Origin of the sequence: Nocardia sp. NPDC059228, from assembly GCF_042754245.1 — a bacterium.
GTDB lineage: Bacteria > Actinomycetota > Actinomycetes > Mycobacteriales > Mycobacteriaceae > Nocardia.
Genome location: NZ_JBHZAL010000026.1, coordinates 96,795 through 121,611 on the forward strand (window position 1 = coordinate 96,795; position 24,817 = coordinate 121,611).

The following is a 24,817-nucleotide window of genomic DNA, read 5'->3' on the forward strand; positions in this document are numbered from 1 at the left end:
TCTCTGGACTACGGAATGACCGGCGCGAATGCCTCCAAATGGGTGGGGAACGCCCCACATAGGACACAACTAGGACTGGATGTGAGTTGCCGCACGCGCCGGGTCTCGGCAGTGTCGCAACCCGGAGCACTTTACCGGGTGACCCCGGAACTGGGGGGTCGGTCGGTGGGGGTCACACCGCCGGTGAAGCACCCATCGACCAGGGTGCGCCCGAACGCATAGGGTTCGCTGCGCGACGGCTTACGTATGTGCAGGGTGCGGAGCGTTTTCGATCAGACCCGACGCCCAGTTCACCGTCCACTCGGTGGCGGTGGTGCCGTTGTCGTCCACCTGGTAGCCGTTGTAGAGGCTGTGCACCGGATTGCCCGCGGCGCGGACCAGGATGTTCAGGCTGCCCAGGATATTGTTCGGGCTCAGCGCCTGCCGAGGGGAATCACAGATCAAATCGCCTGCGGCACAGATGGTGAAGGTGCGGCCGGTGAGCTTGCCGTAGCCGCCGCGCGGTCCGGTCATCGTGATACCGGGGACGTTCAGGCCCTTGAGCGCCACCTCAGCACCCACGCCTGGCGGGGTCGGGCCGATCTCGATGGCCTCGCCCGGATCGCCGACATCGCGGCGGCCGTCGGCGATGGTGGTCACGCCCAGCACCTGGTCCTCGGCCACCGGGCCCTTGCCCGCGCCGATCTGCGCGGCGATATCACCGACGATCACCGCGCCCTGCGAGAAACCCGCCAGAACGTAAGTGGTGAGCGGACATTGGGCGGCGGTCTGCGCGAGCTTGTCGCTGGCCCGCTTGGCGCCCTCGGAACGGCTGTTGTTGTAGGAGGACTGCCCGTCCGGCGGAATGGCGACCGGATTGGAGAACTGCGCGACGTACGGGACGGTGTAGACCTCGACCCGCTCATCGGGGAACTTGGCCCGGATCGGATTGGAGATGTTCAGCATCAGCGACGCCGGGTTCGCGGCCGGGCTGTAGGGGTCGTCGCGGCTGTTCGACTCCCAGGTGCCCGGCACGGACAGCATGAGCACGTCCGGGCAGGTGGCCGGCTGCGAACTCGGACGGGGCGGGGCCGGCGGCTTGGGGCCGGGCAGCCGCAACCGTCCGGCCAGCAGGTACCACAGCAGCAGCGCCACCACGACCACGATCACGATCGCCGCGATGGCGAGCAGCAGGCAACCCACCGGCCGTGACCGGGTTTGTCCGATTCGGCGTCGCGTCGTCACTTGTTGCAGTAGCTCTTCGAGGCGACGTCGTAGTAGATCTTGCCCGCCTGCTCGACCGTCATCTTGGACGGATCGAAGGACGGATCGGAACCGGCGATCGCGGTCACGTAGGTGATGATCTGATCCTGCGGGGCGTTCTCCGACTTACCCTGGCACACCAGATTGGCCGCGGTGACGGCGATGTCCGGGGAACCCGGGGTGATACCGGCCTTCTTCAGCTCGTCGAGGAAGCTCTTCTCCTTGTCCGACAGCGCCGGGGAGCCGTTCGGGGTGGTGAGGAACTGGCTCGGCACCGGCGCCGGGCGCTCGGCCGTGGCGCTGGGGGTCCCGGCATCCGGCGCGGCCTGCGGAGCCTGCTGATCCGTGGACGGCGCGGCGTCGCCCGGGGTGGCGGACGCGGCGGCCGTGGTCTTGGTCGTGGTGAGCGTGGGCGTGCTCTTGGCGGTCGAGTCGTTGCTACCGCAGGCGGCGAGCAGTCCAGCGGCGGCGATGGCGGCCACCACGCCGAATACCTTTCCACGGGTACCGTGCATCAATTCGCTTCCTATATCTGTCCAGGGGCAAGAGGTCGCCCCCAGGCTAGCCGCAACCCGGGACGGAGTCCCGGGCCACAACGGAACCACATCCACTTCTTAGGGCCGATTAGGGCTATTTCTGCGGAAAGTCTCAGTTGGGACGGACCTCCGGACCCAGCGCCGGAATGGGCGCGGGCTGCGCGGGATCGGCAGGTGAGGGCTCGGATGCCGGGGACGGAGCCGGAGCCGTGGCAGATGGCTGTGCCGGAGCCGCGGCAGGTGCGGGTGCGGGTGCCGGAGCAGGCGCGAGGGTCGCGGCCGGGGCCGGCGCGGCCGGGGCGGCGGGGGCGGCGGGGGCGGCGGCCGGGGTCGCCGGGACAGGGACCGGAACCTCGGGGGCCGGCGGCACCGGCAGCGGCAGAGCGGGCAGGCCCGGCAGCGGGAATGCGGGCTGCTGGGCGGCCGGCTGGGCCGGGGCCGGCTTGGGCTGCTCGGCGCCGGGGATGGCGATCGGGCGGCCGTCGAGAGTGGCCGCGGCGGCCCGGCCGTCGCGGATGGTGATGGTGCCGCCCTGGAAGGTCTGCTGGGTGCCGCCCGGGGTCGGGCTCTCGTCGGAGATCGGGTAGCCGAGCGGTCCGTTCTCGAATCCGGTTGCGCCCCAGGCGTCCATGATCGGACCGGTCCGCACGCCCCAGGCGCCCGAGAGCGGGCTCCAGTAGATATTGCCGCCCTCGAAGCCGGACCAGCGGCCGAAGTCGCGCACCGGCTGCTCACCCGAGGTCGGGAATCCGTAAGGGCTGTTCTCGAATCCGAGCTGCGCGTACTTGCCCAGGATCAGGCCCTGCACCAGGTGCGCGCCGGTCCTGGCGCTGAAGTACATGGGCCCGTTCTCGAAACCCTGTACCGCGCCGTCCTTCTGGGGCGTCCGGGCCTCCTGGCCGGAGGGGTACCCGGCCGGGCCGCGCTCGTAGCCCTGCCTCGCCCATTCGTCGAGGATGGCCCCGCGCACCGCCTGCGCACCGGTCTGCGGGGTCCAGTAGATCGACCCGTGCTGGAACGGCTGCAGTCGGCCGCGGCCGTCGGGCAGGCCGCCCTCGCCCGCGATCGGGAAGCCCAGAGCGCTTGCCGCCGTGCCCAGTCCGCCGTAGCTGCCGCCGATCGCACCCGCGACCGGCTGGGCGCCGGTGGCCGGCGAGAAGAACACCTTGCCGCCGCGGAAGTCCTGGGCCACGCCGCCGGGCAGCGGGTACTCCGCGGTGAGGCAGTCACCGAGCCAGGAGTTGCCCTGCGTCACCGGCGCGATCGCGCCACCGGTCCTGCAGTCGACGGGGGTCGCGTCCACGCCCAGCGCGGCGCCCGTCTGCGGCCAGGCCTGGCGCATCTCGAAATCCCAGTACGGCCAGGTGTGAGTGCCGGACGGGCGGTAGTTCACCGAGACGGGGATGTTCAGCTGATTGAGCTTGGCCACGAAGTTCTGGGTGCTCAGCCGGGACAGCACCTCGAGGCCCAGGCCCGCGTAATTGCTTGTGATGCCCGGAATGTCGGAGAGCGGGTCGGTGGTGCCCGCGACGCCGTTGCCGCTGGAGACGTAGAGGGCCACGCCCTTGAGCTTGTCGGCCAGCTCGTAGGGGTCGTGTTCCTTCCAGGCCGGGTTGCCCGGCGGGCCGAACATCTTCGCCGAGTCGAAGCCGCCCGCGTCGTGCATGGCGAAATCGACCGCCTGCGGCATACCGAGCGAGGTCAGGGTGAGGAAACCGGAGTAGGAGGCGGCCGAGCGCACCCAGCCGGGATTGCGGGCGGCCAGCATCATGGCCGCGGTGCCGCCCATCGAGAGTCCCTCCACCGCACGCGCATCGGTGGCGCGGAACTGGCTCTCCAGCAATGGCGGGAGCTCCTTCACCAGGAAGGTCTCCCACTTGTAGTTGTGGCCGTTGTCGGGGGCCAGCCAGTCGGCGTAGAAGCTGGACTGGCCGCCGATGGGCAGCACCACCAGGGAATTCTTGTCGGCGTAGAAGCCGGCCGCGCCCGCGTCCTTGGTCCAGCCGTTCTCGTCGTCGGTGGCCCGCAGACCGTCCAGCATGTAGACGACGGGGAACCTGGCGTCCGGCTTGGCGTTCCAGTCACGCGGCAGCAGCAACTGGACTTCGATGGGTGCGCCGGTGGCCGGCGAATTCACCCACAGGGCGACCCGGCGGTCGTTGAGCCACGACATCTTCTGGATGGACGCCGCGGGAGCGGCGGGCGCATCCGGTGCGGCGCTTGCCGGTCCGCACTGTGCGAAAGTGCCCGCGGCCAGCGGAAACAGCGCCGCTACAGCGCATGCCATCCAGCGCACGCGCCTGCTTTTGATCCCACGGACAACTCCAGCCACACAAGTGTTGTACCTCCGCAAGCCCGCCAGTCCCGGCAGGACACACGGAAACGGACCTTTCCACAGCAAACGTCCAGTTGCCGACCTGCCTCCCCGCATCTTCAGCGCACAGCCGAGAGCCGTCGCCGTCCCGCACGCGCGCCGGCGGTCAGGTGGCAAACCGATTTCGGGCGTACCCCCGGAGTTACCCCGACCGCCACGAAATCAGCGGCCGCGTTGGCATACGTCCAGAATCAAACCCCCAGTGCGGCCAGGATGTCGGGGCGGGCGGTGGCCAGCTGGTCCTGCCAGTAGGGCCACGAGTGGGTGCCCTCGACCTGGAGGTTGTAGTGGGCGCCGATGCCGAGCTGGGTCATCCGGCCCACGAACGAGAGTGTGTTCACCATCGACAGGGCCTCCAGCACAACGGCATTCGCGGTGTTGAAGATGCTGATGGGGGAGTCCGGGTGATCGTGCGGGCCGAGCACGCCCCAGGACGCGGAGATGAACATGGGCAGGTTGCGGAGCTGGGGTGCGAAGACGAACGGGTCCATGCGCAGCCACTGCGGGCTCCACGGCCAGGCCATCGAATCCACATTGAAGCGGCCGGCGTCGAGCATGGCGATGCGGATGGCCTCGCGCATCCCGGGCGCGGAGATGTTCAGGTAGCCCGAGAACGAGGAGGCGTGCTTGAACTGGTCACGGTGATAAGCGGCCAGCGCGAGGGCCGCCGACCCGCCCATGGACAGTCCGGCCACCGCATTGTTGGTCCGGGAGACGCCGTAGCCCTCGAGGAAGGCGGGCAGTTCCTCGGTCAGGAAGGTCTCCCACCGGTAGGTGAACTTCTGCCCGTTGGTGTTCGAGGGCGATCGCCAGTCGGTATAGAAGCTGGACTGCCCGCCGACCGGCATCACCAGGGTGACATTGTCATTGGCGAATTGCTGCAGGGCGTTGGTCTCGAAGCTCCAGGCATTGAAGTCGTCGCGGGCGCGCAGGCCGTCGAGCAGGTACAGCGCCGCGTCGCCGCCATGCGCGGCCCACTGCACCTGCACCTTGATCGGGCCCATGCTGGAGGGCACCATCAGCTCCTCGAAGCCGCCCTCGCGGGCGCGGTGCTGAGGATGCGCGGGCATGGCGAGGGCGGGCGCCGCCAGCGCCGGGAGCGCCAGCACGGCCGCGACGACCGCGAGGGCGCGCCGCCAGCGGCGTCTGACGCGGGCGCGTCCGGACATCCGAATCGAACCGTGCTGCGGGCATGACGAAGCGCCCTGTACTGCCATAGAGATCGATCTCCTGAACCGCAGGGGGAACCACACCGACGTGACGGGAGTCACGGACAACGGTGCACTCTACCGTCGACCCGGAGGTAATCGGCGGGTATCCGGTTCAGCTGGCGTGTATCTCGGCCCTGCCGTCGTGGAAAACGATGGTGCCGTGCTGGAAAGCCTGCTGCGCTCCGCCCGGTATGGGCGTTTCATCGGAGGTGGGGAAGCCGAGTGCGCCAGCGGGTCCCGCCGCGCCCGCGTACGCGCCGCCGATCATGCCGCCCACCGGATGCGCGCCGGTGGCCGCCGACCACACCACCCGTCCGCCCCGGAAGTCCTGCGCCGCACCACCCGCCACCGGATACTCCGCGGTCAGGCAGTCGCCCAGCCACGACTTCGCCAGCGCCACAGGCTGAATCGCGCCCGCGGCGGCGCAGTCCGGCTTGGTCTCCTCCACGCCCAGCGCGGCCGCCGCCTGCGGCCAGGACTGCCGCATCTCGAAATCCCAGTACGGCCAGGAATGCGTGCCGGAGGGCCGGTAGTTCACCTGCACCGGAATACTGAGCTTGTCCAGCTTGGCCACGAACTGCTGAGAAGAGAAGCGCGCCAGCACTTCCAGCGCCATGCCGACCCAGTTGGTGCTGACGCCCGGAACCCCGGCCGGAATGTCGTGGATGCCCGCCAGGCCACTGCCGCTGGACACATACAGGCTGAGGCCCTTCAATTTTTCCGCGAGCGCGTAGGGATCGTGCGATTCCCATTCCGCGTCGGTGGGCGGGCCGTACATGGCGTCGGCGTTGTAGCCGCCCGCGTCCCGCATGGCGTACGCGATCGCCTGCGGCATACCGAGGGTCGTGAGCGTGAGGAAGCCGGAGAAGGAGGCGGCGTAGCGCACGAATCCGGGATTGCGGGACGCCAGCGCCATGGCCGCGGTGCCGCCCATGGAGAGCCCGGTCAGGCCGCGCACATTCGTGGTGCGCCAGTCGCGGTCGAGCAGCGGCGGCAATTCCCTGGTGAGGAAGGTTTCCCACTTGTAGGTCGTGCCGTTGTCGGGCAGCTTCCAATCGGAATAGAAGCTGGCCGCGCCGCCGACCGGCAGCACCACCGTGATGTTCTTGTCGGCGTAGAAGCCTTCCGCCCCAGCGTCTTTGGTCCACCCGCTCTGATCGTCGCCCGCGCGCAGGCCGTCGAGCAGGTAGAGCACGGGAAATTTGCTGTCCGGCTTGGCTTTCCAGTCTCTGGCCAGCAGCAGTTGCACCTGGATCTGAGCGCCCATGGCGGGGGAATCCACCCACAGGGCGACGCGTCTGTCGCTCAGCCACACCACATTTCGAATATCGGGTTTGGTGGGCTTCGCCGGTTCACCCGCTGGTGGAGCGCCCCCCGGTTCCGCGAATGCCGTTGCGCCCCAACCGGCAACCCCACCCGTCAGCAAGGCCGTCGTGGCTACCGCGAGCGCGGCCAGCCCTCTGCGGCCGCCTCTCCCCCATCTACCAATTGCCACCGCTGTCACAGTAGGTTTCTACCGCGTCGCGGCGAATGATGGGGAGGCATAAAAGAACCGGCCACCCTGTCGGATGGCCGGTTCATTCGTTCACGCTATCGCCGGGGCGAGCAGCGGTCGTTCCTACTAGGCGAGACCCAGCGCGCTCAGCATCTGCGGGCGGGCCTTCACCAGCTCGTCGTGCCAGTAGCGCCACTTGTGGGTACCGGTCGCGGTGAAGTCGAACTGGGCCGGAATGTTGATCTGCCCCAGCCGCGCCTGGAAGGCACGGGTGTTCACGCTCGCCAGCGCCTCCAGCGCGATGGCGTTACCGGTGTTGAAAACGTCTGCGGCGGAACCGACACCGTCATACGGGCCGGGGATGCCGTTACCGGACGAGATGTACATCGGCAGACCCTTGAGCTGCGGCGCGAACACGAACGGGTCCATGCGCAGCCAGGCCGGGCTCCACGGCGCGGCCATCGAGTCGACATTGAAGCGGCCGGCGTCCAGCATGGCCAGGCGGATGGCCTCACGCATGCCCGGCGCGGACAGGTTCAGGTAGCCCGACATCGAGGTGGCCTGCTTGAACATGTCGCGGTGGTAGGCGGCCATCATGAGGGCGGCCGAACCGCCCATGGACAGCCCCGCGATGGCGGTGTTGTTGCGCGAAACGCCGTAGCCGGAAAGGAAATCGGGGAGTTCCCTGGTCAGGAAGGTCTCCCACTTGTAGGTGTACTTCTGACCGTTGGTGTTGGACGGCGACACCCAGTCGGCGTAGAAGCTGGACTGACCGCCGACCGGCATGATGACGTTCACGTCGTCGTTGGCGAATATGCCGGGGGCGTCGCCCTCATCGGCATTGGCCCACGCATTGCGATCATCGCGGGCGCGCATGCCGTCGAGCATGTAGACCGCGGAGCTGCCACCGTTCTTGGCCCACTGCACCTGGACCTTGATCGGGCCCATGCTGGACGGCACCATCAGCTCTTCGAAGCTGCCCGGAATACCGCGGTGCATCGGGCCGAACGCCGGGGCGGCCGAGGCGATGGACGGGACGGCCAGGGAGGCGGTCGGGACCGCGAGTGCCGCCGCGGTGACGGTGGCCGCGACAAGCCGTGTGCGCCAAGCACTCTGCGCACGGCGTCGCGACGAAACTCCTCCCGGCACGGCAGACCTGCCGAAACGCATGGATATTGCTCCTTCTCTACCGCAGCACTGCGCTGCTGCGGTGTCTTAAGTTGTCAATCGCGTACCCCCGGCATGACAAAGCCATGCTCGGACATGCGCAATCACCGCTCACAGCGAATCCCGACACTTCCCTGTGAGTGAAGCGCTACCACGGGTTGGTCACACTTGCTCGCTGGAGGGTATTCGACGCTCCGAGCGGTTGGCAAGGCCACGCTAATGAGTGGCTGGTTCAGTGAATCAACTCAGTCACTATCGCATACGACCGTAATGGTGCGGTGACCATATCGCGAATCCCTCGTGATGTCGCGGCAACGTGCAAATCCCTTACGCCGCAAGGAAGCTTGGCGGTTTCACTCAGCCGAGGTTGGCGCTCAGATCCGGCAGCATCTTGTAGACCTGATCCGACCAGTAGGGCCAGGCGTGCACACCCTCGGAGGTGTAGTCGAACACCGCATTGCTGGGGCCCAGGGAGTCCATGCGCCCCTGGAACGCGCGGGTATTGGTAAGTGCTATGGATTCCAGCCCCATCGCCACCGTCACGTTGTACGCGTCCAGCGGGTTTTCCACGACATCCCGCGGACCGGGAACACCGCTGCCGCTGGAGATCCACATCCTGGTGCCGTTGTCCCGCAACATCGGCGCGATTACGAAAGGATCGTTGCGCAGCCACAATTCGCTCCAGGGTGGCCCCCACATGTCGTCGATGTTGAAGCCACCCGCGTCCAGCAGCGCCGCCCGCAGGGCCTCCCGCATACCCGGGGCCGAAATGTTCAAATAGCCGGAATACGATCCGGCATAACGGAACTGATCCGGATGGTAGGCCGCCAGCACCAGGGCAGCACTGCCACCCATGGACAGCCCGAACACCCCGTTCCCGCGCGGATTGAAGCCCAGCCGGGCGGCCAGCGCACGGCGCAGGTCCCGGGTCAGGAAGGTCTCCCAGGCATACGGGACCGTCTGGCCATTGGTATCGGACGGGGCCACCCAATCCGAATAGAAGCTGGACTGGCCGCCCACCGGCATCACCACATTGATGTTCCACGCGGTGAGCGCCCGCTCGATATCGGTGTTGATCTCCCAGCCGGAAAGGTCGTTGCGGGCACGCAATCCGTCCAGCGCGTACACCACGCGACGGGTATTGCCGTCATGGGCGCGGAAGATGCGCGACTTGATCGGGCCCATGTCGGAATCGACCCAGAAGTCGTAACCGCCCGGATCGAATGACGCATGCGCAGGCGTCATCCCCCCGATTGTCCCAGCCAGCGGAACCGTCACCGCCACAGCCAAAACCGCCAAAACCGCCCGGACCGAACCGGCCATTGACCGCTGCACCCACTCGCGTACCCGAACAGACCGCATCGACTCGCCTTTCACGAGCGTGGTCTCCGATGACCACATCCGAAATGCAGAAGCTGTTGCCGCAGGATCTTTCTTAGGCGCATATTCGGTGTCGCCAGGCGGCGAAACACCCCTCGCGACCAAACCGTGATGGACCACCACCCCGGTGCGAAACACACGACGGCCGCCGTCCGCGAGGACGGCGGCCGCATCCGGGAGTCGGGTCTATCCGATGTGCGCGGACATATCCGGGATCATTCGATAGGCGTCGTCCTGCCAGTTCGTCCAGGCGTGCAGCCCGGTGGCCGGAAAGTCCCAGACAATGTTCTGCGCGCCCAGGCTGAGCATGCGGACCTGGAAGGCGCGAGTATTGGCCAGCGCCAACGTTTCCAGCGGCGCGCCGCGGATCAGCCGGTCGGCCGCCACGCCGAGCGGGATGTTCAGATCGTCGGGCCTGGGCGCGCCACTGCCGGCGGAGATCCACAGCCGGGTGTTGTTGGCGATCAGGGTGGGCGCGAAGACGAACGGGTCCATGCGCAGCCACTGCGGCCCCCACGGCGGGGCCATGGAGTCCACGTTGTAGCCGCCCGCGTCGAGCATGGCGGACCGGATCGCCTCGCGCATACCGGGCGCCGAGATGTTCAGGTAGCCGGAGTACGAACCGGCGTAGCTGAAGAAGTCGGGGTGGTACGCGGCCAGGGTGAGCGCGGCGCTGCCGCCCATGGACAACCCGAACACGCCGTTGCGATACGGGTTGAAGCCCAGGCGGTTCTGCAGCTCCCAGCGCAGGTGGTTGGTGAGGAAGTCCTCCCAGGCGTAGCGGTAGCTCTTGCCCGGGCCGCCGCCCATGGACTCGGTGACGCCCGACCCGGTGCCGTAGGTCGCGGATCCGGTGCCCGGCGCGGCGCCGAAGAACGAGCTGGGCGCATCCCAGTCGGCGTAGAAGCTGGACTCGCCGCCGATCGGCATCACCACATTGATGTTCTGGTCCGCCATCACCTCGGCGACATTGGTGTTGATCTCCCAGCCGCTCAGATCCTGCTGGGCGCGCATCCCGTCCAGGACGTAGGCGACGCGCTGGGTATTGCCGTCGCGAGCGCGCAGGACGCGGGTCTTGATCGGGCCCATGACCGGGGAATCGGCCCAGAAATCGAAGATGGCCGGGTCGAACGCCGCGGTGGCCGGTGGCGATTCGATCACCACCATCAGGGGAACCAGCAGGGCGGCAGCGGCGACGCCCAGTACCTTCCGTGTGAACCCTCGAACCCGCATCGACCCAGCCCTTCTCGGTTTGAGCAGAACATTGATCACGCAGAACAGATCTTCGGTACAACCTGAGTATCGGATGCCCGACTGGGCGTGTCGGGTGCGGTCGCTGCGGCGAGTCGCGAATCGATCCTCAACGATTCGGTACCGCGCCTCAGCGATCCAGAGCCACGCGCAGGCCTCCCAGCCATTTCCGCTGCGTATCCCTGGCGATCCAGGAGAGGGCGTCGAGACATGCGAAAAGCCCCCGCCCGAGAGAGAAGGCGGGGGCTTTTCGCAGCGTGGAGAGCCGGCTGTCAGCCGATATTGGCCGAGAGATCCGGCAGCATCCGGTAGACCTCGGCGTTCCAGTTGTTCCAGTTGTGGACACCGGTCGACGGGAAGTCGTAGGTGACGTTGCCGGCGCCCAGGGACGCCATCCGAGCCTGGAAGGCACGGGTGTTCGCCAGCGCGAGAGCCTCGAGCGGCATGCCCTGGATCACCGACATCACGCCCGAGACATCACCCGCGCCGGGAATCGCGCTCGCGGCGGAGATCCACAAGCGAGTGTTGTTGTCCTTCAGGCGCGGCGCGAAGACGAACGGGTCCATGTGCAGCCACTGCGGGCCCCACGGCGGAGCCATGGAGTCGACGTTGTAGCCACCGGCGTCGATCATGGCCAGGCGGATGGCCTCGCGCATGCCGGGCGCGGAGATGTTCAGGTAGCCGGAGTACGAGCCCGCGAAGCTGAACTGATCCGGGTGGTAGGCGGCCAGGGTCAGCGCGCCGGAACCACCCATGGAGAGACCGAAGACGCCATTGCGGGTGCGGCTGAAGCCGAGCCGGCTCTGCAGCGCGCTGGGCAGGTCCTGGGACAGGAAGGTCTCCCAGGTGTAGCGGTAGCTCTTACCGGGGCCGCCACCCAGGATCTGGAAGGCGCCCGAGCCCGACGACGAGCCCGAGGCCGAGCCGGAGCCCAGCTTGGCGGAGCCGGAGGAGGAGCCGGCGCCGTCACCCACGCCGAGCACGCTGCTGGGCGCGTTCCAGTCCGCGTAGAAGCTGGACTGGCCGCCGATCGGCATCACCACATTGATGTTCGCCGCGGTCAGCGCGTGCGCGATGTCGGTGTTGATCTCCCAGCCGCTCAGGTCCTGCTGGGCGCGCATGCCGTCGAGGGCATAGACGACGCGGGAGGTATTGCCGTCGGCCGCGCGGAAGACGCGGGACTTGACCGGGCCCATGGACGCCGAGTCGACGTAGAAGTCGAACCCGTCGGGGTCCAGTGCCGCGTTCGCTGTGCCGACGCCGACCGCCGACACCCCGAACGGCAGTGCAATCGCCAGCGCCAATCCGACCACGGAATTCTTGAGCCAACCGCGGGATCTGTGACGTCTATCGCCTCGCATTTATTTGTCCGGCCTTTCCGGTCGTTCGGTCTCACCGTGTGCTCGTAACCACGTTTGAGGTCTCGGCGACCCTATCGTGCGCGGGCCAACGAGACGTTATCGGATCGTGACAAAAGTGACGAGCGCCACTGTCGGTGAGGAATGTGGCGCACATCAGCGCCAGCGTGCGACTCGAGAGTCGAATTCCGCCCCCGCAGACTCATACGCATCAACTATCACTCCATACTGCGCGAACCACATTGCGCGACTTCAGCATCCCCGATAACGCAAGGTGAATATCGAAGGCGCGCTGCGACTCTCGAAACTCTCGGAGAATTCACCGCCGATCGGCCCGGCTCACCCGATGTTCGCGGACAGGTCCGGGAGCATCCGATTCAGCTCGGCTTCCCAGTTGCGCCAGTTGTGCACGCCGACGGCCGGGAAGTCGTACACGACATTGCCGCCACCCAGCGCCGCCCAGCGGGTCTGGAAGGCCTTGGTGCCGACCAGGGCCACCGCCTCGATGCCCATGGCCTCGATGGTCGAGGCGTTGATGGCGTCGGTGGACGCGGGCAGGCCACTGCCCGCCGAGATGAACATCTTGGTGCCGTTGGCCTTCAGCTTGGGCGCGAACTGGAACGGATCCAGGTGCTGCCACTTGAGGTCCTTCGGCCCGGCCAGCGCGTCGATGTTGTAGCCGCCGGCGTCCACCATGGCCAGCCGGACAGCGGTGCGCATTTCGGGCAGCGACAGGTCCAGCGCACCGGACAGTGAACCGGCGTAGGCGAATTGGTTCGGGTGGAAGGCCGCCATCATCAGCGCGGAACCGCCACTCATGGACAGGCCGAAGATGCCGTTGCGAGTCGTGCTGAAGCCCAGGCGATCCCGCAGCGCGTTGGGCAGATCGGTGGTGAGGAAGGTTTCCCACCTGTAGGTGTAGGACTTGCCGGGACCGCCGGAAAGTACCTGGGTGGCACCGGATCCGGACTGCCCGGAGGCGGTGCCCGCCGGCATGCCGAGGAAGGTGCTCGGTGAGTTCCAGTCGGCGTACCAGCTGGATTGGCCGCCGACCGGCATGACGACATTGATATTGGCGGCCGTCAGCGCGTGGGCGATATCGGTATTGATCTCCCAGCCGTTGTCGTCCTCACGCGCGCGTTCACCGTCCAGCGCGTAGACCACCCGGTTGGTATTGCCGTCTGCCGCACGGAATACGCGTGACTTGATCGGGCCCATGCTGGAGTCGACGTAGAAGTCCATCCCGTCCGGACCGAACGCGGCCTGCGCGGCGGGCGCGCCCAGGACCGACACCCCCATCGGCACCACGGTCGCCAATGCCAAGGCCAGCACCGACTTCCGCAACCAGCTCCGCGCCCCACCCTGAACCGTCACGCCCCGCATATTCGGCCTTCCGTCCGTACGCCCCGGGCCTCCCTGTCCACCCGCCCGGGTTCGTATTGCGACAACCGTTGCCGCACAGCGGGTTTCTGGTCGGCGTCGGGAGTACTCGCGGAGCTTATCGCGAAACCCGCGCCGGGGTGTTACCAAATCGAGATAGCTAACCACAACTCACACCCCTGAACGTGATGTTTCGGTCAAACCCCCTCACGGACAAGCGAAGACCCCGCATCCGGACAGGATGCGGGGTCTTTTCACACGTGCAGCGCGCGGATCACCTCGGCGGCGCGGGCGGCGCCGGCTGCGTCGGATCCTCCAGATGGCAGCGCTGGATCTCGTACTTCGGTACCCGGTCGATGCGGTACTTCGCGAAGTCGAACGCCTGCATCAGGTTGTGCCGCCAGCGGTCGAAGGTCAGCGGCGCCCGCGAGGAGGCCAGCATCGCCTGAGTATCCGGGCAGGACAGCGCCGTTCGGGCCTGGTCGCCCCACTTCTCGTCCAGGAACCACGGCATCCACGGGTGCCGGTCCACCATGCCGGTGTCCACGACCACCCAGTCGGGGTAGAGGTTCTTGTCGTGCCCGATGCGGCCGTCGGTGAGCCGATCGGTATGCGAGGCAAGCGGATACGCCAGACCCATCTGGTCGATGACACGCACGTCCAGCGGGACGTTCATGCTGGTCATGCCCAGATTCAAGAAGAAGACCACGTGCTCGCCATTGCCCTCCGGCACCGGCGCGGGCACCAGATACCAGTTCATGAACGAGGGCGAGTTGAGCAGCAGCGCACCATCCGGCGAGTTGGCGATGTCCCGGACCATGGCGCGCATGCGCGGATAGTCCAGGTAGTCCTCGGCGCGGATCGGGTGGTCGTGCCCGGTATTGAGCACGTAGTAGATGCGCTCGTCCACAATGCCGTTGGCGCGGATCTTGGTCCCGGTGGTGATGGCGGTGGTGTTCGCCGCGAACAGCGCCCAGCCCGCCGTGCCCACGAAGGCGGCCGCCACCAGTACGAAAGCCCAGTCCAGGCCGCGCATTCCGGACTCACCCCGGCCGAAGCCCCGGGCGGGCCGCAGCGGCAGCACCGACACCGGCAGGAGCAGCAGGAACAGCTGCGGCAGCAGCATGCGGCCGTGCATGAAGTCGCCGCCGACGCGAACCTCGTAGACCGTGAGCAGTACACCGCTGCCGACCATGAGCGTCACGATCGCGGCGGGGGTGCGCAGCCACACGCTGAAACGGTGAATCCGCGCGCGCCAGTTCTTGTCTCCGGCGCCGGCGGTCGCGTCTGCGGCGGCCGGATGGTCGGCCCGGCGCTGCCGGACCAGCACGATCGCGGCGATCGTCAGCACCAGCAGCGGCAGCCACAGCCAGTAGGGACCCACCAGGTCCCACATGTAGATGACGCCCTGGTGCCACTTCGCGCCACCGGCGTCCTTGGCCACGGCGGTATTCGGATAGGGCAGGCCGTAGTAGCCCATCCGCCAGATCTGATATCCCAGCGGCACCAGGCCGGCCACCGCGACCACCAGGCAGCGGAAGACCCAGGGCCGCAGCCGGGTTTGCGGTACCGGCGCGCAGAACAGGATCAGCAGCGCCAGGCCGCCGACCACCGTCATCTCCGGCCGCACCAGCGGCGCCAGCCCGGCGAAGAACACCAGGCCGAAAAAGCCTGCGGGACGCACCCGTTCGGCCTGACTCCAGCGAATCAGCCCCCACCACAGCACCGCCAGCCAGAAGATGACCAGGCAGTTCTCCAGTCCGGAGGTGGCGTAGTCGCGGGCGGGGGGCAGCGCGATGTAGACCAGCGCGCCCGCGGGCACCAGCAGCGCGGACCCGGTGCCGCCCCACAGCCGGGCCGCGCCCAGCATGGCGAACACCATGGCCAGCACCGAGAGCGTGAGCGTGATGCCGAGCACCACGTACTCCAGTCGCATGTGCGTGAGCCAGCTGAAGAACCAGACGACGTAGGTCCAGGCCGCGCTGGTATTGGTCTCGACGCGTTCGCCCGGATTGAAGACCGGACCGTTGCCCGCCATCAGGTTTCGCACCGTGCGCAGGACGATCAGGCCGTCGTCGGCGATCCAGCGCCGCTGCCACGCGCCGGCCGCGAACAGTATCGCGGTCAGCACGATCCCACCGATGAACGTGGCGCGGGATAGTCGCGAGAAGCGTGCGGAGGCATCCGCACGCCGACGGGCGCGACCGACCGGCAATTGTGCCGTCGGCGCGCCCGTCTCTCGCTCTTCTCCCTCTACCACGTCAGGTGAGATAGACAGCGACACCCAGGGCTCCGATCAAGGCGACTGCGAGGAACTGGAGGACACGGTCCCCCAGGGCGATCTCTTCCGGCTCACCCGCTTCGCCGCCGTCGACGTCCACCGCGTACCGCATGATGGCGATGACGAACGGAATCATGGAGATGGCGAACCAGATGGTGTCCTTGGCACGATCCTGCTCGAACGCCCACAGACCGTAGAACACGACGACCGCGGTGGCCGACAGGGTCCAGACGAAACGCAGGTAAGTCGGCGTGTAGTACTCCAGCGACTTGCGGATCTTGGCACCGGTGTCGAGCGCGATCTTCAACTCGGCGTAGCGCTTTCCGGCCGCCATGAACAGCGAGCCGAACGCCATGATCAGCAGGAACCACTGGGACAGATGGATATCCGAGGAGACGCCACCGGCGACCGCGCGCAGCAGGAAGCCCGAGGACACGATGCAGATGTCCAGCACCGCCTGGTGCTTGAGACCGAAGCAGTAGGCCAGCTGGATGCCGATGTACACCGCCATCACCACGGCCAGATGCCAGTTCGCGGTGAAGGACAACAGGATCGAGCCGAGCAGCAGCACCGCCGACAGCCCGTAGGCCAGGTTCACCGGCACCACGCCGGCCGCGATGGGCCGGAAACGCTTGGTCGGGTGCGCCCGGTCGGCCTCCACGTCGAGCGCGTCATTGACCAGGTAGATGCCCGAGGCGGCCATGCAGAACACCACGAAGGCGATGGCGACGTGCCCGAGCACCGACAGGTCGGTGATCACGAGCGTGCCGCCGGCGGTCTTCCCGGCGGCCAGCGGCGCGGCGAGCACCAGCACGTTCTTGATCCACTGCCGGGGGCGCATGGCCTTGATCAAGCCGCCGCCCAACGTCTTCGGCGGTCCCTTGATGACCGCCTCTGCCAGGTCGGTGGTGGTCGGCTCTTCGCTCATGTCAACGGTGGCTCTTTCCTGGGCTGTCACTTGGCGAGTCTCTTTTCGGCGGCGAGCACGGCTGCGGCTGATGCTGCGCCCAGCGCGGAACCCGCCAGCACGTCGGAGGGGTAATGCACGCCGAGGACGACCCGGGAGAGCAGCATCGGCGGGACGAGCACCGCAGGCAAGGGTAGCCCGGTGAGCCTGCCCAGCAACACAGCCGCCGCCGTGGTGGAGGTGGCGTGCGAGGACGGGAAGCTGAGCTTCGACGGCGTCGATACGTTGACCTGCACGGACGGATCGTGCGGGCGGGGGCGGCGGACGATGCGCTTGATGACCACCGAGGCCGCGTGCGCGCCGAACGCGCCGACGGCCACGCCCGCCCACTGGCGGCGGCGCGGCTTGTCGAGCAGCGCTCCGGCCGCGGCGATGCCCAGCCAGCCCAGCGAGTGCTCACCGAAATGCGACATACCGCGCGCGGCCTTGACGACCGCAGGATGCTGCCCGATGGTGCCCTGCACCAGGTTGATGATCTTGACCTCGGCCGGGGACGCGACCGGGGCGGCCGGCGCGTCCGGGACCACGTGCAGGCCGCGGTCCGGGCCGGAAGCAGTATGAGCAGCGGTCATTTGGGTTCGTTTCCTGATTCAGTATCGATACCGAAGACGTTCTCCCACGCGGCCTTGCTCGTGAGCTGCGCGTGCGCGCGACGGTACTGCTCGCGCACCTCCGGGAAGCGCTCGGCCAGCTCCTTGCGCAGGCGCATCGCTTCCTTGAACAGCTCCATGGCCTTTCGCGGATCCCGCTTACGGTAGACGACGCCGCGGCCGTCGGCAGTGGTAACGGTGACACCGTCCACCTGCGAGAGCAGGAACCAGCGCGCGTCCAGCGTGGGCACATTCAGCTGCGGGGTCTCATGGTGCTTCAGGTTGGCCTTGCGGAAGTTGTGCAGCACGCCCTTGCCGAGCCGGGCCACCTTGGCGATCGGATTGCCCGGCTCGCCGACCGCGCCCACCTCGGCGTGCGAGGCCAGCGGCAGTTCGGTGGAGGACGGCAGGATCACCGCGTCCGGGTACTCCTTGCGCATGGCGTGCACCTTGCCCAGCGCGGTCGGCAGCAGTTCGAACAGCTTGTCCGGTCCGGCCAGGTAGTCGCGGATCGCCTCGTTCTGAATGGCGACGGTCGAATACTCCAGGCACAGCAGGTGTTTCAGTGTGGCCTTGATGGTGTTGACCACCATCGGCCGGCCGTCGTTGGGCAGGTGCAGCGACGCCACCACCAGGCGGTTGCGCAGGTGGAAGTAGGCCTGCCAGTCGATGGCGTCGTCCTTGTCGGACCAGGCCATGTGCCACACCGCCGCACCCGGCAGGGTGACGGTCGGGTAGCCGTGTTCACGTGCGCGCAAACCGTATTCGGCGTCATCCCACTTGAGGAACAGCGGCAGCGGCTGCCCGATCTCCTCGGCCACCTGCCGCGGGATGACGCAGGTCCACCAGCCGTTGAAGTCGACGTCGATGCGCCGGTGCAGCAGCTTGGAGTTGTCGCGGTCGCGCAGCGGGTTCTTGGCGAAGTCGTGGTCGTACTCCACGTTCGGGGCCGCGGTCCACATGAAGATGGAGCGGTCCACCACCTCGCCCATGACGTGCAGGTGTGAACGCTCCTGCAGGTTGAGCATCTGGCCACCGGTCAGGATGGGCGACTTGGCGAATCGCGAGAAGGCCAGCGCGCGCAGGATGCAGTCCGGCTCGATCTCGATGTCGTCGTCCATGTAGACGATGTATTCGGCGTCGGTGGTCTTGAGCGCCTCGTACATGACCCGGCTGTATCCGCCGGAACCGCCCAGGTTGGGCTGGTCGTGGATGGCCAGCCGGCCGGCCAGGCGGGCCGCGGCCTCGGTGAAACCGGGCTCGTCGACCACCTTGCGGGTGCCCTGGTCGGGAATGATGACGGCCTTGATCTTCTCCAGCACCAGCGGGTCGGAGCCGAGGGCGGTCAGGGTTTTCACTGCGTCGGTGGGACGGTTGAAGGTCGGCATGCCGACGGCGATGCTGCCCTCACCCGGCGCCTCGATCGGCGCGTACCAACCGCCGCTGCGCATTTCGACATGGCTGTCGGTGGTGATGTCGAACCAGATCCAGCCGCCGTCCTCGAACGGGCCCAGATCCACCTCGAACTCCACGAAGGCGGCGGCCGCCGCGCCCTCACCGGGCGTGCTGAACTCGTTGCCCTGCACGTGGATTCGCGAACCGTCGGCCTTGGAGCGGTAGACGTCCACGCGACCGTGGCCGGACAGCTCCAGCTTCAGCACCACCGTCTTCAGCACGCTCCAGCGCCGCCAGTAGCTGGCCGGGACCGCGTTGAAGTAGGTGCAGAAGGAGACCTCCGACTCCGCGCCGATGGCCAGCGCGGTGCGCGTAATGGCATGCGCGCGACGGGAATTGGTCTCGGATTCCTCGAGGTACAGCTTGCGCACGTCCAGCGGTTCACCCGGCCGGGGCAGGATGATGCGCTGGAGCAGGGATACGGCGCGAGTCTCGGTGGTCATGTCTTCCCGCGTGAGTTGGGCGGTCATTCGGCGACGTCCACCAGCGGCGCACCGGATTCCAGGTGCGGGCGCAGCACATTGTCGAACATGCTGAGCGCGGCGCCGATGGCCATGTGCATGTCCAGGTACTGGTAGGTGCCCAGGCGGCCGCCGAACAGCACCTTGGCCTCGGTGGTCTCGGTCTTGGCGCGCTCCCGGTAGGCCAGCAGCTTGGCGCGGTCGTCGGGGGTGTTGATCGGGTAGTACGGTTCGTCGCCGGTCTGGGCGAAGCGCGAGAACTCGCGCATGATGACCGTCTTGTCGGTCGGGTAGTCGCGCTCGGGGTGGAAGTGGCGCGGCTCGATGATGCGGGTGAACGGGACGTCCGCATCGTTGTAATTCATGACCGAGGTGCCCTGGAAATCACCGGTTTCCAGCACTTCGGTCTCGAAATCGATGGTGCGCCAGCCGAGCTCGCCCTCGGCGTAGTCGAAGTAGCGGTCCAGCGGGCCGGTGTAGACGACCGGGGCGTCCGGGTTCTGGGCGCGGATCTCGTCACGCACCTCGAACCAGTCGGTGTCCACGCGGACCTCGATGAGGTCGTTCTCGGCCATCTTCGACAGCCACGCGGTGTAGCCGTTCTTCGGCAGGCCCTCGTAGGTGTCGTTGAAGTAGCGGTTGTCGAAGGTGTAGCGGACCGGCAGGCGGGTGATGATGCCGGCGGGCAGCTCCCTCGGGTCGGTCTGCCACTGCTTGGCGGTGTAGTCCCGGATGAACGCCTCGTAGAGCGGACGGCCGATCAGCGAGACGGCCTTCTCCTCGACATTGGTGGCGTCCTGGGTCTCGATCTCGGCGGACTGCTCCGAGATCAGCGCGCGGGCCTCGTCCGGGGTGAAGTAGCGGCCGAAGAACTGCGACAGCAGGCCCAGTCCCATGGGGAACTGGTACGCCTGCCCCTTGTGCATGGCGAAGACGCGGTGCTGGTAGCCGGTGAACTCGGTGAACTGGTTGACGTAATCCCACACGCGCTTGTTCGAAGTGTGGAACAGGTGGGCGCCGTACTTGTGGATTTCGATGCCGGTTTCCGGGTCCGCCTCCGAGTACGCATTGCCACCCAGGTGATAGCGACGTTCCACCACCAGGACTCGCTTGCCGAGCAGGTTGGCGGTGCGTTCTGCGATGGTCAGCCCGAAGAAGCCGGAGCCGACGACGATGAGATCGAACGGGGATGCGACGGTCACGGGTGCCCAGACTACCGGCAGCACCCTGAGGCGCGCTGAGGCTACGTCGCGCTGGGCCGACTGGGCCGGTGCGGGGCGGATGCCACGGTGTTGCGGAGACCGGCGGGCCGAGTCCGCGCGGGCGGACCGACGGATGTCGTAGGTCATCCCAGCGATTGGGAAAGGTCGCAAAAGTTTTGCGCAGAGTTCACCAAAGCGGAGACAGCGGCGTCATTGGACCTGTATTACATATCCGCTCGAATTAACCGTCCGACCAGTTTGTTGCCGTGTGCTACGCGCGGCCGTGCCGTTCGCTCGACCCGGAAGACCATTACATGCGCCTTGCTCGCTTCGCCCCGCTCGTGGGCGTGCTATCGATCACCGCCGTGCTGAGCACGGCCGCCCTGATCCCGGGTGCGGCGGCCCCGGCCCGCGCCGACGAGGGCGACACCCTCACCACCGCCGACATCGCCGACGCCGGGGACGTCTGCGGCAGGACCGCCGCCACCTTCGACGACGTCATCACCGCGGCCGCCACCGCCATCCGCACGGTGGTCCCCGCCGAGCAGCAGGCCGCATACGACCGATCGGTCGATGATTTCCGGCAGAACGTTGCCTCCATCCACGTGCACCGCAACGGTTTGCCACTGGGCCCGGACGAGGTGAACGACCGCACCCAGTTCCTCGACGACCCGATCGTCACCTACATCGTCAACAACCTCGACGCCATCAAGACCGGGCGGCTGCACCAGACCATCGCGGTCTCGCAGCTGAAGGTGCGCGACGTGGTCGAGGTGTTCATCCTCGCCACCCGGATCGTGAAGATCCCGGCCCAGTTCGCCGCCAGCCTGGTGCCGACCGTCGGCTTCGTGCTCAAGCCCATCGTGGGCGCGCTGTTCAACGGCGTGAAGTCGCTGGCGCGCGCGGTGCAGTCGCAACTGTCGCTGGGCTGCGATGCCAATGGCGTCTACCAGAAGCTGCAACTCGACCTGCCCGATGAGCACGTGGACGTGCCGCAGCCGCTCATCGACCTGGCCAACCAGCTCACCAAGGCCGACGGCAGTTGCACCCCGCTGGCCGAGCTCAAGACCTCCGACCTGGTCGAACGCACCCGCAACTTCCTCGCCACCAGTGGCGCGCTGCCCGTCGACACCGCGACCGTGAACGCCAATGCCGATGCGCTGCAAGGCTTTCTGCAGAGCAACCGGGTCGCCGACGTCATGATGATGCGCCGCACCGAGCAGCTCGGTCCGATCGTGGACTCCTTGGACTACGGGCCGCTCACCTTCCTGGCCAACCTGGGCTTCGACATCTACGAGGGCCGTGCGCTCAACACCGTGGCGCTCGGAGATGTGAAGGTGGAGGACGTCTTCTCGCTCATCACCCTCACCCTGGACACCACCAGCCTGCTGCTCACTGTCGGCAATACGGTGGCGGGCTTCAGCGGAGTGGCCTCGGCCGTCCTGACCCCGCTGAGCACGGCCGAGACCATCGCGTTCGCGCCCACCACCTACGGTGCGCCGATCCTGCGCGGTGTCATGCAGTCCATGTGCGCGGCCTGACCCGCCGCTGACAGCAGCACAGCCGCCCGGTCCAAAGACCGGGCGGCTGTTCGCTTTTCGAGTCAATCGAGAGGTTGTACGCCAGCACAGGTGGGGTACATCAGTTGACCGGCCCCGCATTCGGTGTGGGGCTAGACACGCGCATGACATAGGGAGGCGCGCGGGCAAGACCAGCGCGATGCTGCGCAATGCGCCATCGTGCAGGTCTACGCTGAGGTAGAAACCTTAGGGAGGTGCCGTGACAGCCGAGCCGCATCGCATCGAGACCGCGCCAGGCGGGCTGACCGTCGCTGATATCCGGGCCGGTTACGACCCTGGTTTCCGCTTCGAACTCGAGGACGGTGTGGCCGTGATGATGGCGTCAGCCACGCGCTGGCACAACCGCGTCCAGCGGCATCTGGCCATTGCCATGGAAGCGGCCTGTCCGCCGGACCTGTCGGTCGAGGTGGAGCAGGCGATCGAGATCACCGAGGATTTCGCGCCCGTCCCGGACATTCTGGTCATCGACATGGCCGCCGCCTTGCCCGAGGCGAATATCTATCCGAAATCCACAGTCCACCTCGCGGTCGAGATCGTCTCACCGGGAACTCGCCGGAAAGACCGGATGATCCGGCCGATGGACTACGCCCGTGCCGGGATTCCGTACTTCTGGCGAATCGAGTCCGAGGACTTCGAACCCGCTGTTTACACGTTCCGGCTGGACGAGACCACCGGTCAGTATTTCCCCGTCGATGTCCACCGAAAGTTGCTGCGGACCGCCCAGCCGTTCGATATGGAGATCGAACTCGCCGGGCTGGGCGGCTGATCCCCGGTTCTACCCGGAAGGCTGTGGCGCGCACAGCAATCCGCGGCGCCGCCGATTCACGATCGCATCGGCGCGTTGCCGGACCGGTACCAACGGTAGTCCTTTCGGCCATGACCGAAAGGACTGCGGTCGTGGGTCTTCCGACTACAAGCGGGTGCGGGCATACACCCGCATCGCGTCGCGGACGTACGCGGCGGTGCCGTGGCCGTGCTTGTCATAGTTCTTCGCGAATCGCTGGTCGGCCACGTACATGTCACCGAGGCCGTTGAAGTACTGGGCGTTGACGGGTCCGCCCGTCGGGGTCGTACCGAGCCAGTCGTAGTGGCGCTGCACGATCGCCTGTACCTCGTCGCTGTCGACCGGGACTCCGGCCGCGTGGGCGCGGCCGTAGTCGGCGGCGATATCCACGTGGGTCTGGAGGTGGGCCTTCTTCTCGGCCTCGCTCATGGAGTTCCACCAGCGGTCGCCACTCTCCCAGGCGTCTTTGCCCCAGCGTTCGATGACCTCGTCCCGGTACCGGGCGTGGTCGAATCCGTCGAATACCTCGTTCGCCATCAGTTGCTCGCCTGCTTCCGTTTTACGCAATGTGGTTTGCACCGAGGTGATTTGCCGCGCGATCCGGTCCTGCTCGTGTTTCAGCAATTCCAGATGGGTGCGCAGGGCGGCAGCGGTGTCCTTTTGCCCGGCGAGGACTTCGGCGATGGCCGGCAGGCCCAGGCCGAGTTCCCGGAGCAAAAGGATGCGCTGCAACCGTACGAGGGATTCCTGGTCGTAATAGCGATAGCCGTTGGATCCGATCCGGCTGGGCGGCAGCAGCCCGAGGTCACCGTAATGCCGCAGGGTGCGGCTGGTGGTTCGGGCCACTTTGGCCAATTCCTGGATGGACCATTCGGCTGCCACGTTCGGGCCTTTCGTTTCCCCTCGTTCTCCTCGACGAATACAGGATGCAAGTTGACGTTGCGTCAAGGTCAAGCCTAGGCGGCGTCGGATTGACAACACTCCCGTGGTGCGATCTCCACTGCCGGACTTCTATCACGGGCCACCGACACGACCGAGTCGGTTCCGTATCGGAACCGGTTGCCGGGCAAAGCCTTCCGAATAGGCCATCGAATCGGTCGGTCCCAATCAGACTTGCGCCGGGTAGGCCGGCATGACATGCTCCTCGCGCGCGCTACCGGACTCCCGATTTCCGCGCGCGCACGATTCGATATTTCGGGGGATGAGGAAAACCCAATGTTGTCTGCGGGCCGCGCCCGAGTTCTGTCTTGGGCGGCCGTGGCCGCCACCGCCGTGAGCTCCACGCTCCTGTTCGCCGGGCCCGCGGACGCGGCCGCACCGGTGGTGCTCGGCGGTGGTTCCGGCGTCTATGTCGAGGACCTCACCGACTCCAGCTCGGTCAACGACTGCACCATCACCGCCATCGGCTACGACAACAAGAACCAGCTCGTGGGCCTGACCGCCGGCCACTGCGGCGAGGTCGGCGCGCGCGTCGCGGCCGAGTACACCCGCTCCGGGGGCATCGGCGTCATTGCCGCGAAGGGCGAGGAGATGGACTGGGGCATCATCGTGTTCAACCCGGACCGGGTGAACCCGACCCGCCGGGTCGCGCAGTCGGTTATCAACTCGGTCGGCGCACCGCCGCAGATCGGTGAGAACGTCTGCAAGAACGGCCGCACCACGGGCTTCACCTGCGGCCCGGTCTGGGAGACCAGGTCCACCTACTTCCGCAGCCAGGTGTGCGCCAACCACGGTGACTCCGGCGCGCCGGTGCTGCGCGGCGACCAGCTGATCGGCATGGTGGTGGCGGGCACCGACTTCAATGCCGGCCCGGTCAGCATCGAGCTGCCGCTGTGCACCGGCGGCGGCAACCTGATCCACGAGCCGGAGCTGGCCACCAATATCAGCAGCGTGCTGGCCGATATCGACAGCCAGGGCGGCGCGGGCGCGGGCTTCCACGTCGCCTGATCTCCGAGACAGTTCTACGCCGCGGGGGGGGGGCCGGGTGTCCGGTGGCGCCCCCCCGCGGCCGCGGGCAGGGTGGGGGTGGTGCGGGGGGGTTTTTAAGTTGCGCGCGGGGAGACACACTAGGTGGATAGATAAAAAAAGAAGCGGGCGACCAAC

Annotated in this window: 18 protein-coding genes and 1 pseudogene; 3 read left to right on the top strand and 16 right to left on the bottom strand. The window is 67.1% G+C overall.

What is annotated here, in order from left to right; translation table 11 throughout:
- Positions 1-240: 240 nt before the first annotated feature.
- From ACFXKA_RS31125 to glf, 15 genes and pseudogenes are all read right to left on the bottom strand, one after another.
- Entirely contained in the window at positions 241-1,182 is a 942-nt protein-coding gene (locus tag ACFXKA_RS31125; RefSeq protein WP_379430014.1) for a cutinase family protein, read from the bottom strand.
- Between the two features lie 38 nt (positions 1,183-1,220).
- Positions 1,221-1,757, bottom strand: coding sequence for a DUF732 domain-containing protein (locus tag ACFXKA_RS31130; RefSeq protein ID WP_379430015.1), 537 nt, complete (start codon positions 1,755-1,757; stop codon positions 1,221-1,223).
- A gap of 520 nt (positions 1,758-2,277) precedes the next feature.
- Positions 2,278-4,065, bottom strand: a pseudogene (locus tag ACFXKA_RS31135) (alpha/beta hydrolase-fold protein); the annotation flags it as partial.
- A gap of 278 nt (positions 4,066-4,343) precedes the next feature.
- Complete coding sequence (locus ACFXKA_RS31140) at positions 4,344-5,321, bottom strand: alpha/beta hydrolase family protein (protein ID WP_354851057.1); 978 nt, start codon at positions 5,319-5,321, stop codon at positions 4,344-4,346.
- A gap of 154 nt (positions 5,322-5,475) precedes the next feature.
- A complete protein-coding gene (locus ACFXKA_RS31145; protein ID WP_379430016.1) occupies positions 5,476-6,681 on the bottom strand; it encodes an alpha/beta hydrolase-fold protein in 1,206 nt (401 codons plus the stop codon).
- Positions 6,682-6,984: 303 nt separating this feature from the next.
- Positions 6,985-8,028 carry an alpha/beta hydrolase family protein gene (locus ACFXKA_RS31150; RefSeq protein ID WP_354851060.1) on the bottom strand — a complete coding sequence of 348 codons (1,044 nt, stop codon included), beginning with the start codon at positions 8,026-8,028 and terminating at the stop codon, positions 6,985-6,987.
- Positions 8,029-8,382: 354 nt separating this feature from the next.
- Positions 8,383-9,387, bottom strand: a complete 1,005-nt coding sequence (locus ACFXKA_RS31155; protein WP_379430017.1) for an alpha/beta hydrolase — start codon at positions 9,385-9,387, stop codon at positions 8,383-8,385.
- 204 nt (positions 9,388-9,591) lie between these two features.
- Positions 9,592-10,638: an alpha/beta hydrolase family protein gene (locus tag ACFXKA_RS31160; protein WP_354851063.1), complete on the bottom strand. Its 1,047-nt coding sequence runs from the start codon at positions 10,636-10,638 to the stop codon at positions 9,592-9,594.
- Positions 10,639-10,928: 290 nt separating this feature from the next.
- Complete coding sequence (locus tag ACFXKA_RS31165) at positions 10,929-12,017, bottom strand: alpha/beta hydrolase family protein (protein ID WP_354851066.1); 1,089 nt, start codon at positions 12,015-12,017, stop codon at positions 10,929-10,931.
- A gap of 336 nt (positions 12,018-12,353) precedes the next feature.
- Entirely contained in the window at positions 12,354-13,397 is a 1,044-nt protein-coding gene (locus tag ACFXKA_RS31170) for an alpha/beta hydrolase (RefSeq protein ID WP_379430018.1), read from the bottom strand.
- A 271-nt stretch (positions 13,398-13,668) separates the two neighbouring features.
- A complete protein-coding gene (zomB, locus tag ACFXKA_RS31175) occupies positions 13,669-15,654 on the bottom strand; it encodes a flagellar motor control protein ZomB (RefSeq protein ID WP_379430019.1) in 1,986 nt (661 codons plus the stop codon).
- 1 nt (position 15,655) lies between these two features.
- On the bottom strand, positions 15,656-16,603 hold the full coding sequence (locus ACFXKA_RS31180) for a decaprenyl-phosphate phosphoribosyltransferase (protein WP_354851072.1): 948 nt from the start codon (positions 16,601-16,603) through the stop codon (positions 15,656-15,658).
- A 26-nt stretch (positions 16,604-16,629) separates the two neighbouring features.
- On the bottom strand, positions 16,630-17,214 hold the full coding sequence (locus tag ACFXKA_RS31185; RefSeq protein WP_379393091.1) for a phosphatase PAP2 family protein: 585 nt from the start codon (positions 17,212-17,214) through the stop codon (positions 16,630-16,632).
- Positions 17,211-19,157 (bottom strand): glycosyltransferase, encoded by a 1,947-nt coding sequence (locus ACFXKA_RS31190; RefSeq protein ID WP_379430020.1) that lies wholly within the window; start codon positions 19,155-19,157, stop codon positions 17,211-17,213. Before ACFXKA_RS31190 ends, ACFXKA_RS31185 begins: the two co-directional genes overlap by 4 nt.
- Positions 19,154-20,350, bottom strand: a complete 1,197-nt coding sequence (gene glf, locus ACFXKA_RS31195) for a UDP-galactopyranose mutase (RefSeq protein WP_379430021.1) — start codon at positions 20,348-20,350, stop codon at positions 19,154-19,156. The genes ACFXKA_RS31190 and glf overlap by 4 nt, the downstream gene beginning before the upstream one ends.
- Before the next feature lie 314 nt (positions 20,351-20,664).
- On the opposite strand from glf, the gene ACFXKA_RS31200 reads away from it, so the two are divergent.
- Both ACFXKA_RS31200 and ACFXKA_RS31205 read left to right on the top strand, forming a co-directional pair.
- Positions 20,665-21,891, top strand: a complete 1,227-nt coding sequence (locus tag ACFXKA_RS31200; RefSeq protein WP_379430022.1) for a hypothetical protein — start codon at positions 20,665-20,667, stop codon at positions 21,889-21,891.
- 238 nt (positions 21,892-22,129) lie between these two features.
- Complete coding sequence (locus ACFXKA_RS31205) at positions 22,130-22,696, top strand: Uma2 family endonuclease (protein WP_379430023.1); 567 nt, start codon at positions 22,130-22,132, stop codon at positions 22,694-22,696.
- Positions 22,697-22,840: 144 nt separating this feature from the next.
- On the opposite strand, the gene ACFXKA_RS31210 is transcribed toward ACFXKA_RS31205, so the two are convergent.
- Positions 22,841-23,596, bottom strand: a complete 756-nt coding sequence (locus tag ACFXKA_RS31210) for a MerR family transcriptional regulator (protein WP_379430024.1) — start codon at positions 23,594-23,596, stop codon at positions 22,841-22,843.
- A gap of 333 nt (positions 23,597-23,929) precedes the next feature.
- On the opposite strand from ACFXKA_RS31210, the gene ACFXKA_RS31215 reads away from it, so the two are divergent.
- Positions 23,930-24,661, top strand: coding sequence for a S1 family peptidase (locus ACFXKA_RS31215; RefSeq protein ID WP_379430025.1), 732 nt, complete (start codon positions 23,930-23,932; stop codon positions 24,659-24,661).
- Positions 24,662-24,817: the final 156 nt, after the last annotated feature.